The organism is Microbacterium sp. KRD172 (assembly GCF_017168295.1).
In the GTDB taxonomy this organism is placed as follows: domain Bacteria; phylum Actinomycetota; class Actinomycetes; order Actinomycetales; family Microbacteriaceae; genus Microbacterium; species Microbacterium profundi.
In genome coordinates, this window is the sequence record NZ_JABFAS010000005.1 from 1 (window position 1) to 9,200 (window position 9,200).

Annotated in this window: 12 protein-coding genes and 1 tRNA gene; 3 read left to right on the forward strand and 10 right to left on the reverse strand. The window is 64.9% G+C overall.

Annotated elements, in window-relative coordinates:
• Positions 1 to 166: 166 nt before the first annotated feature.
• Positions 167 to 664, forward strand: coding sequence for an NUDIX domain-containing protein (locus J1M43_RS15900; protein WP_206477438.1), 498 nt, complete (start codon positions 167 to 169; stop codon positions 662 to 664).
• Positions 665 to 681: 17 nt separating this feature from the next.
• On the opposite strand, the gene J1M43_RS15905 is transcribed toward J1M43_RS15900, so the two are convergent.
• Genes J1M43_RS15905 through J1M43_RS15915 form a run of 3 tightly spaced genes read right to left on the reverse strand, consistent with a single transcriptional unit; the run spans position 682 to position 2,364 of the window.
• Positions 682 to 1,047, reverse strand: a complete 366-nt coding sequence (locus tag J1M43_RS15905; RefSeq protein ID WP_206477439.1) for an RNA-binding S4 domain-containing protein — start codon at positions 1,045 to 1,047, stop codon at positions 682 to 684.
• Between the two features lie 17 nt (positions 1,048 to 1,064).
• The gene (locus tag J1M43_RS15910; protein ID WP_206477440.1) at positions 1,065 to 1,736 is read right to left on the reverse strand and encodes a lysoplasmalogenase family protein; all 672 of its coding nucleotides are present in this window, start codon (positions 1,734 to 1,736) and stop codon (positions 1,065 to 1,067) included.
• 43 nt (positions 1,737 to 1,779) lie between these two features.
• A complete protein-coding gene (locus J1M43_RS15915) occupies positions 1,780 to 2,364 on the reverse strand; it encodes a GNAT family N-acetyltransferase (protein WP_206477441.1) in 585 nt (194 codons plus the stop codon).
• Between the two features lie 198 nt (positions 2,365 to 2,562).
• On the opposite strand from J1M43_RS15915, the gene J1M43_RS15920 reads away from it, so the two are divergent.
• Positions 2,563 to 2,636, forward strand: a tRNA-Pro gene (locus J1M43_RS15920).
• A gap of 436 nt (positions 2,637 to 3,072) precedes the next feature.
• Here J1M43_RS15920 and J1M43_RS15925 read toward each other — a convergent pair.
• On the reverse strand, positions 3,073 to 3,912 hold the full coding sequence (locus J1M43_RS15925; RefSeq protein ID WP_241245538.1) for a site-specific integrase: 840 nt from the start codon (positions 3,910 to 3,912) through the stop codon (positions 3,073 to 3,075).
• 21 nt (positions 3,913 to 3,933) lie between these two features.
• On the opposite strand from J1M43_RS15925, the gene J1M43_RS17130 reads away from it, so the two are divergent.
• Positions 3,934 to 4,266: a DUF302 domain-containing protein gene (locus J1M43_RS17130; protein ID WP_307823555.1), complete on the forward strand. Its 333-nt coding sequence runs from the start codon at positions 3,934 to 3,936 to the stop codon at positions 4,264 to 4,266.
• A gap of 63 nt (positions 4,267 to 4,329) precedes the next feature.
• Here J1M43_RS17130 and J1M43_RS15935 read toward each other — a convergent pair whose 3' ends face one another.
• The 6 genes from J1M43_RS15935 to J1M43_RS15960 form a co-directional block, all read right to left on the reverse strand.
• Positions 4,330 to 5,106 (reverse strand): sulfite exporter TauE/SafE family protein, encoded by a 777-nt coding sequence (locus J1M43_RS15935; RefSeq protein WP_206477442.1) that lies wholly within the window; start codon positions 5,104 to 5,106, stop codon positions 4,330 to 4,332.
• A 46-nt stretch (positions 5,107 to 5,152) separates the two neighbouring features.
• Complete coding sequence (locus tag J1M43_RS15940) at positions 5,153 to 6,229, reverse strand: HoxN/HupN/NixA family nickel/cobalt transporter (RefSeq protein WP_206477443.1); 1,077 nt, start codon at positions 6,227 to 6,229, stop codon at positions 5,153 to 5,155.
• A gap of 16 nt (positions 6,230 to 6,245) precedes the next feature.
• Positions 6,246 to 7,601: a rhodanese-like domain-containing protein gene (locus J1M43_RS15945; RefSeq protein WP_206477447.1), complete on the reverse strand. Its 1,356-nt coding sequence runs from the start codon at positions 7,599 to 7,601 to the stop codon at positions 6,246 to 6,248.
• Between the two features lie 70 nt (positions 7,602 to 7,671).
• Positions 7,672 to 8,046 carry a thioredoxin gene (gene trxA, locus J1M43_RS15950; protein ID WP_206477444.1) on the reverse strand — a complete coding sequence of 125 codons (375 nt, stop codon included), beginning with the start codon at positions 8,044 to 8,046 and terminating at the stop codon, positions 7,672 to 7,674.
• A gap of 135 nt (positions 8,047 to 8,181) precedes the next feature.
• Entirely contained in the window at positions 8,182 to 8,619 is a 438-nt protein-coding gene (locus tag J1M43_RS15955) for a hypothetical protein (protein ID WP_307823554.1), read from the reverse strand.
• Between the two features lie 133 nt (positions 8,620 to 8,752).
• Positions 8,753 to 8,947, reverse strand: a complete 195-nt coding sequence (locus J1M43_RS15960; RefSeq protein WP_206477446.1) for a hypothetical protein — start codon at positions 8,945 to 8,947, stop codon at positions 8,753 to 8,755.
• Positions 8,948 to 9,200: the final 253 nt, after the last annotated feature.

A 9,200-nucleotide genomic window follows, 5' to 3' on the forward strand; every position in this document is an offset into this window, starting at 1 on the left:
ACGAGATCGTCACCGAGATCAACAACCGACCCCGCCGAGTCCTCGGCTGGGCAACCCCCGCCGAGATCTTCAACGAACTATGCTCAAGCCAAGCCACACCACGTTGCACCTCGAACTAGAACCCGGGGGCGGCGCACGAACCCGGATGCTGTGAAAAGCTGGAGGGGTGACGATCATTCCTCCCGTACCCGGTGAACCGCGACGCCCCGACGGGCCGCGCGATCCGGGAGACGCGTGGGTCGTCGCCGAGACGGGTGAGCGGTACTGGGGCCGGTTCGGTGCCGCCGGTTTACTGGCAGTGGATGCCGAGCGCGGCATCCTGCTGCAGCACCGGGTGAGCTGGAGTCACTTCGGCGGAACCTGGGGGCTGCCCGGCGGAGCGCTGCATGAGGGCGAGTCCGCGATCGAGGGTGCGATCCGTGAGGCGACCGAGGAGGCCGGCATTCCCGCCGGCGCCGTAGAAGTGCGCTTCACGAGCGTGCTGGATCTCAAGATCTGGTCGTACACGACGGTCGTGGCTGATGTCGTCGTCCCGTTCGAGCCCGTGATCAGCGACCCGGAGAGCGTCGCGCTGGAGTGGGTGCCGTTCGACGACGTGGCCGACCGACCGCTGCATCCCGGTTTCGCCGACGCGTGGCCGCGCCTGCGGGCGGAACTCGACTGAGCCGCCCTACTCGTAGGTCATTGGTCATCGCGTCCGCGCAGCTTGTCGATGTCACGCCGCTCGCGCTTCGTCGGCCGGCCTGCGCCGCGATCCCGCATGCCCATGACCGCCTGCGGCTCACGGGGTGGGGTGCGATCTTCATAGGCGAGAGCGGCGACCGGTGCTCCGACGCGTTTCACGAGCGTCTGCCGCACGATGAGGATGCGGTCGAAGCCGCTGATGCGCACGCGCAGCTCATCGCCCGGCTTCACCGTCTGCGCGGCCTTCGCCTTCTCGCCGTTGACTCGTACATGCCCCGCACGGCATGCGGTCGTGGCGGCGGAGCGGGTCTTGTAGACGCGGATCGCCCAGAGCCAGCTGTCGACTCGTACCGGCTTGCTCATCATCGGATTCTGCGCATTCATCGGGCGCCGCGCTTTCGGAGTGCCACGATCGCGCCGGCCACGATGAGACCCTGCCCGAGCGTGTAGGTGAGCATGACGAGCGGGCTGGTCCAGTGCGGCATGGCGTCGGCGAGGAAGAGGCGGAACGCGAGCACGGTGTCGCTGAGCAGAAAGAACACACCGCCGATGGCGATGAGCGGATGGCAGCGTGCCGCGAAGGCTGCGGTGCCGCCGAGGACGAGACCGTAGCCGGCGACGGCCGGGAGGAGCGCACCGGTGTGCGGGCCCAGCGTGATGATCATGACCAGCCACCAAGCGGCGTACACGAGTGACCACCACGGCATCCGGCGTACGGCGAGCACGCGGGCGAAGAGCACGATGTACGCGATGTGCGCGAGGGCGAAGAACATCAGCATCAGCGGAAGTTCCGGACCATCGGGGAAGAACGCGCCGACTCCGTCGCCGACCCAGGACATGATGATGGCGGCGAGCAGAAGCACGATCGCGATCACAGGATGCAAGCGGAGCGACAGCAGCACCGGCACGGCGAGCAGGGGCATGAGCCACAGCTTGGTGTGGGAGGCGATGTCGCTCTGCACGGCGAGGGCGATGACGTGCACGATCGAGATCACGACGTACGGAACGAATGCCCACGCTATGAGGGTTCGACCGGGGGTGCCGCGTTGCATTCCTCCATCGTAGGTTCGCCGGCACTCGACGCCGTGACAGCGGTCAGGCCGCGAGCTTCAAGCTCACCACCGGCCGACCGGGCTTGGCGCCGGCGACTTCGGCGAAGCCGGCGTTGAGGAACGTCGAGAGAGCACCGTGGAACAGGTCGTTGACGCGAGGATCCGTGACGGAGGTGTCGATCGGATACCCCTCGATCACGCGCGCTCCGGATGCTCGGGCGAACTCGATGCCCGCCTTGAGGAGTGCTGCGTTCAACCCCTGGCCGCGATCCTCCTTGCGCACGACGAAACAGGTGACTGCCCAGACATCGTCGTCATCGACAGGCTCCCGCGTGGTGGTGACGATGTTGCGCGTGCGGGCGAGGCGGTGCTGGGCGGGACGCGGACCGATCCGCATCCATCCGGCGGGTTCTCCGTCGATGTAGGCGACGAGTCCGGGCGGCGGGCCTGATGCGATCTCGCGCTGGAACAGTGCTGTGCGCTCGTCGAGATCAGTCGCTTCCCATTCCTTGTTCGTCAGGATCGGCCACACGCACTGGCAGCTGCGGCCATCGCCGCCGCCACTGAGAGCGTGCTGGATGTCGTCCCATACATCAGGGCTCGCGAGCGTCGTGGTGATCTTTGACATGTCGGGCAGGCTACGCCGCGTCACCGACACGGGCAAGAGTGGCGGTTCGCGATGGCGTCTGGGTGCGGCTAAGATAGTGGAGTTGCCTTCGCGTAAGCGAAGAACAACGGGCTGTGGCGCAGCTTGGTAGCGCACTTGACTGGGGGTTAAGTGGTTTACCACTCTTCGGTCGGCTCAAACAACTGAAAAACAATGTCGCGGGCTGTAGCGCAGCTTGGTAGCGCACCTGACTGGGGGTCAGGGGGTCGCAGGTTCAAATCCTGTCAGCCCGACAGAAAATCCCTGATGAGAAGCAATTTTCATCAGGGATTTGTTGTTTCTGGACGTCGTTTTCTCTGGTCCCCCTCTGGTCCCCCTGGGCAGGTAGGCGTGGTCGACCTGTGGATGGCAGAATCCGTCGCGATGCCCTGTCTGTGGATAAGGGGACCAAAAGGGGACCAGAACGGTTGAATACCGGCGACTGAGCCGCTCACAGTCCGGAATTTGTCAAGGCGAGTGAGGCCGGTGGGTGTTAGGCGGCGAGTTGGATCTCGTCGGTTGGTGGCTGGTTGATCCACGCGGCCGGGTCTCGGTCGAGGATCTTCGGTCGCGTCTGTCGCGTCGTACTCCATCATCGGCCGCGACGACCGCGACCGGGGAACTCAAACTCATCAGATTGGTGATCCTTCAACTCGCCCCACGAGGCGGACTTGCTATAAACCGGTGGACTCACTCAACCCTGACACGTAGGGGTCCGCGTCCGGTGCCTTGCCGCGGTCGTCCCGATGGGTTCCGAGGAGTGTCTCTGCTGAGGAAGGCGTTGGCCTGTTCCGCGGCGGAGGCGAGGTGGCGGTCATCGGGGTGGAGATAGCCGCGTGTTGTTTCGATTGAGGCGTGTCCGAGGATCTCTTGGAGGACATGGAGGGGGACTCCGGCGTCGGCGAGCCAGGTGGCGCCGGTGTGTCGGAGACCGTGTCGGGTGAGATTCGGCAGGCCCAGGTCAGCAACAACCTGGTCCCAGCTGGTCGCATCGCGAACGGTGGCCGTCGTGAGGAAACCGCCACGTGGACCAACGAGGAGAGGTGCGTCCGATTGCTTGAACGCGCAAAGTCGCTTCAGGACCGGCCGGAGCGGGTCGAGAATCGGCACGCGACGCTCTTTGCGGCTCTTGGTTGGCTTGGTGATCAGGCCGCCCCTGCCGGGGAAGACTTGTCGTCTGATGATGACGAGGTTCTTTGTGAAGTCCACGTCTCCGACTTGAAGCCCGGAGACTTCTGAAGAACGTGCTGCCAGCAGAGCGGCGAGCATCACGAAGTCGGAATATGACTGATGCAAGTGGGCGCACGCAGCGGCGACCATGTTCAGCGTCGCCAAGTCTGGGATCGCGTGCGCCCTGGGCGATGCGCCCTCAGCAGGTTGCTCGCGGAAGGCATTGCGATTGAGGCTCCGCTTGGCCCGGTTCTTGGCGGGATTCATTGTCAGGAGCCCGTCGCGCACCGCCTCGTCGAGAACTCTTACCATCGGTGCGATCGTGTTCTTGATCGTTGACGCCCGTATCTCGTCTCCCATTCGTCGATGGTGCGGTCGATCATGTCTGCCGTGATTTGCGGAACGGGCAGATGCCCGAGTGCGGGCAGTACGCGGAGCTTCAGACCGAAGGAATACGTGTCTGCCGTCGACGTCTGTGACGATTTCGGTGCGGATCACCCGGCGTTTGGAGGCCGGGTCGGTCCAGCGAGCCCTGGCGCGCTCAACGAGGCAGCCTTCTGGCTCGATCGTGAACTCTCCCTACCCCACGTCACAGGCCTTTCGAGCTGGCCCGCTGTCGGCGACTACGTCATCCTCGGTGCTTGCAATCCGCGGCTGGCGGAGCATGCGTTGGCGGCGGGTCCGAACGTGGGCGCGCTTCTGCCGCGCATGTGATAGTTCCTCGAAGTGGGACCGCTGAGAGGACGACGGTGCAGGCCATTGATTTTCAGGTAATGGTCAGATGCCCGCCGTGGCGAGGTCTGTGATGCTTCTGATCAGCACGAAGGCGGCGACGAGAAGGATCAGGACGGCGAAGGTGATCTTGACCGTCTGGTCGGGAAGCCGCGTGGCGAAGCGGGCGGCGATCAGGGATCCGATGATCGCGGCCGCGGAGAAGAGCAGCACGAGCGGCCAATCGAGCGCGCTGTTGTGGAGGTGGGCGGTGAACCCGGCGGCGGAGTTGATCACAATGATCACCAGCGATGTGCCGACTGCGATACTCATTTTCAGCCCTAGCAGCAGGGCGAGGGCTGGGGTGATGATGAATCCGCCGCCGATTCCGAACAGTCCCGTCAAGAACCCGACGACCAGCCCGACCAGGAGCGCTTTGGGCAGGTAAGTGCGCATGTTCCGCGCATTCCGTTCGGCCGTCGTGCCCTGCGCGGGGCTGGTGAGCATGCGAAGCGCGGAGACGATCATCAGCCCGGCGAAGGCCAGCAGGAGCACGTTCGCATCCAACAGGCGATTCACGGCGGCGCCAGCCCACGCGGCCGGGATCCCGGCGGCGCCGACAATGGCGGCGGTTGTCCAGGCGATGCTTCGACGAATGCGGGGGATCACGGCCGACAGGGCCGCTAGCCCGACGATGATGAGTGACGCGGGGATGGCGTCTTTTAGGCTGAGTCCCACGCCGTAAACCAGTGCCGGGACGGCGATGATGGAGCCGCCCGCGCCGACCAGGCCCAGGATGACGCCGATGAGGAGCCCGAGCGGAATGGCGATCAGTGCCGACATGAGCTTCTTTCGTAGGGAAGGCAGAAACGCCGGAGGGGCAGGGGCGTTAAAGGAGAGTGCGGGCAGCCTCGAAGGGGCCGGACTTTTTTCGCAGGATTGTTGTCGTTGCCCAGACGAGAGCGAAGAAGACAACGGCGCCGATCCCGAGGATGTTCAGATCGAGCGACTCGAGCGTTCGGGTGAGTGCGAATCCGGGACCGAGAAGCTGAGCCAGGACGGAAACCAGTCCGGTTATTCCGACCACGAATGCGAGGGCGACCGACACCCCGGTCATCGCGATGTTGTGGTTGAGGGTTCGCGTCGGGTCTGAGGATGCCCACCGGTACACGCGGGTCACCAGAACCCCGTCGAGGGTGTCGAACAGGGTCATCCCGGCGGTGAACAGGGCGGGAAGCACCAAAACGGAGTACCAGGGCAGCGCTGCGCTGAACGTGCCGGCGAGGGCGAACAGGCTGATCGATGCTGCCGTGTCGAGGCCGAGTCCGAACAGGAATCCTACCGGATACATTCGCGAGGGCCGGTCGACGAGCTTCGTCATCGGCCGCAGAAGGCGAAAGAACACGCCCCGGCGGTCCAGAACTGTCTGGATGTCCTCGGGCCGCGGGACGGACCGTCCGGAGCGCAGCCGACGGCGGGTTGCGGTCAGGGATACGAGGGCGGGCAGGTTCAGGATGCCGGTGGCCAGCAGGAACACGCCGGAGACGCTTCCTCCCCAGAGTGCCGCACTATGACGCAGGGCAGAGCCTTCGTCGGTCAGCGCACTGCTGAGGGTGCTGGCTCCGCCCGCGATGAACAGAACAGCGAGGAGGACGACGGTGGAGTGGCCGAGCGCGAACCAGAAACCGGCCGTCGAGGCGTGGCGGCCCCGGGCGACAAGCTGCCTGGTGGCGTTGTCGATGGCGGCGACATGGTCGGCGTCGAAGGCGTGGCGGATTCCGAGCGCGTACGCGCTGAACGACAGCACCAATAGGGGGCCGGGGTTGCCTCCCGCCGCCAGTTGCGCGGGCAGGACGGCGCCGAGCAGAAGGCCCCAGCCCAGCACGTGCAAAACGGCGATGGCCGAGGGGACCCAGAGCCCGCCGCGCGGAGCCGCGCGCGGCGCGCTGGTCTGTGCGTCAGCCACAGGTAGGGGCAACGCCTCAGCCGTGGACGAGTGAGACGCCGGAAGCTTCGGCGTCAGCGAACATCGCGTTGAGGTGGACGACATTGTGACCGGCGCGTTCGAGGAGGCTGGCAGCGACGCCGGCGCGGTATCCGGACCCGCAGTGGACCCAGAGCCGACCGGCGGGGACCTCGCCGAGGCGTCCGAGGAGTTCGTGGAGCGGAATGTTGACCGCACCCGGCAGATGCGACGCGCGGTACTCGTCGACCCGGCGAACGTCGAGCACGTTCTCATCCTCAGGTCGAATCTCGAGCATCTCTTCCCAGCCCATCTGCGGATACGACGTGACGGGGACGTTGGAAGCCAACTGTGCGGGGTCGGTGCCGAGGGCGGCGTCGGGGGAATCGATGCCGATGCGGGAAAGATCCCGGATGGCGTTCTCGACGTCCTGGTGGGAGCCGACCAGGGTCAGTTGTTCCTTCCAGGGCAGCACCCAGCCGAGGAAGGTGGTGAATGATGAGCCGTCACCGTATTCGAAACTCACCGTTCCCTGCAGGTGATTGCTGGCGAACGCAACCCGGTTACGCAGGTCGACCACCCATTCGCCTCCAGCGAGTCGTCGGCCGAGCTCTTCCGCGTTGAGAGACTCCGGCACCTTCAGGTCAGCCGGCCGTGGTCCAGCGGTGTTCGCGGGGGACATGTGTGCGTAGTACGACGGGTAGGCGGTGAGGTTGGCGATCAATTCCCGCACGAAGTGCTCCTCATCCGGGTCGGTGAGGGCGTGATTGGAGTCGAGTTGCTCGCCGATCGTGGAGGCACTCGCGCCGCTGGCCGGCCCGGAGGAACAGAACGACCCGAAGCCGTGGGTCGGGTAGAGCGAGGCCGCGCTTGCGGATTCGCTGACCAGACGGCGTACGGAGGCGTACTGGTCACGGGTCAGCTTTACGGTGTCGTCGGCATGGACAAGGTCCGTACGTCCCACCGACCCATAGAGCAGGCTTCCCCCCGAGAACACAGCCTGCTCCTCGTCGTGGGTGACGATGTAGGACAGGTGCGTATGGGTGTGCCCCGGGGTCGCTACCGCCTTCACACTTAATGCACCGACCGTGATCACATCTCCGTCGGTGATCGGCTGGCGATCGAACTGCACATTGTCCGCCCCGTTCACGAGATACACCGCGCCGGTCTCGGCGGCCAGCCCGAGGCCACCGGTGACGTAGTCATTGTGCACGTGCGTTTCAGCGACGTGCGTGATCCTGACGGCAGCATCGGTGGCGGCTTTCACAACACGGTCGGTGTCGCGCTGTGGGTCAATGACGAGCGCGACACTGCCGTCGTGGATGAGGTAGCTGCGATCCCCGAGCTGCGGGGTCTCGATGACGGAAACCTGCATGATCGTCCTTTCAAGTAACGTGTTAGTCGATGCTGTGGGCCGATGGCCGGCTGACTCCGCCGTTACCGGATCAACGGAAAATCTTTTCTTCCTGCTCGGCGAGACGTGCGCGAACATCGTCCATATCGAGGGCCCGGACCGTCGTGATGACCTCTTCCAACGCGGCCGCGGGCAAAGCCCCCGGCTGAGAGAAAACGAGGATGCCGTCGCGGAACGCCATCAGCGTCGGAATAGATGAGATCTCTGCCGCGGCGGACAGCTGCTGCTCCACCTCCGTGTCCACCTTCCCGAAAGCGATGTCGGGGTGCTTCTCGGCAGCTGCAGCATAGGTGGGCGCGAACATTCGGCACGGACCGCACCAACCGGCCCAGAAGTCCACGAGAACGATCGCGTGGGAAGAAAGGATTTCGGCGAAGGTTCGCTCTGTCAGATCGATGATTGCCATGGGCCTAGTTTATACCCCCGGGGGTATAGGTGCAAGGCATCGAATACTGCTCGAGTCGACCTGTGCCACCGCTCTGACGCTAGGTGGTGCTACAAGCCGCCCGTGCGTACTCCCCATCTGGATGAGAGCGCCAGTTCAGTCATGCACTTCACCGGCCTGTACTAGAACGGTGTCGGCGGGGCGGGCGCGGGTCACGGGGCACGCCTCTTCGCTGGTCAGCCGTCGGGTGAGCGCCCAGACCAGGAGCCCGATGGAGGCAGCGGCAAGATACGGCTGGATGGGTTCGAAGAACTGCATTGCGCCGCTGGTGCCCAAGGCGATGAGCACGAGTTTGTTGCATACGGGGCAGCCGACGGCGAAGAACGACACGATCGCCCCTGCGCCTCCCAACCGTACGGTGTTCTGTCGGTTCGGGCCGTCGGGTCGCGACACGTAGGTGGCGGTGAGCAGTCCGGCGAGTACGGCGGTAATGATGAGCACAGGCTGCGCCCACCAGGTGGGGGGAACCTCGCGCGAGAACACGGGTGTGTCGATGAGATCGGTCGGTATGGCGACAATCAAGTAGGTGGCCACGGCGGTACCTGCCGCCACCACCCACCGTCGCCCCGGCCATCCGCGAAGATTGCTGCTCAGTGTTGTTATTCGAGAGTTCATCGTTGCCTTTCGTCAGGGTGCGGTGGTGCGGTTGATCGGGCTGCGGTTGCCCCTACTGGGTTTGCGGGGACGCGAGAGCGTACTCGTACGGCTCTCCGGTCGGGATCAGCGCCGTCCCGTCGGGGAGAACTGCCACGGGGACGGCGAATGCGCCGCGCATGGCGATCGATCCGTCGAGGGCGTTCAGGGCAGTGCCTTCGCCGTTGTGACGGAGGTACACCATCCCGTCGCCGGCGGAGGCGAGCACCGCCTCTCCTGTGAAGGGGACGGACCAGGCAAGTCCTCGCTGTGCGGAGATTGCGCTGACAACAGATTCGCCAGCGCCCAGCTTTGACACGGCATACACCGTCGATTCGCGTGCCGCGATGACGCTTGTGTTTTGTCAAGTGGAAGTCGGCCGTTTGAGCGCGGATTTTCCGGCCACGTGTGCATGGTTTCCGGCCGTGTGAGCGCGGCTGGAATCTGTGGCGTGGGCATGATCAGAACGGGTGCGCGTCGTC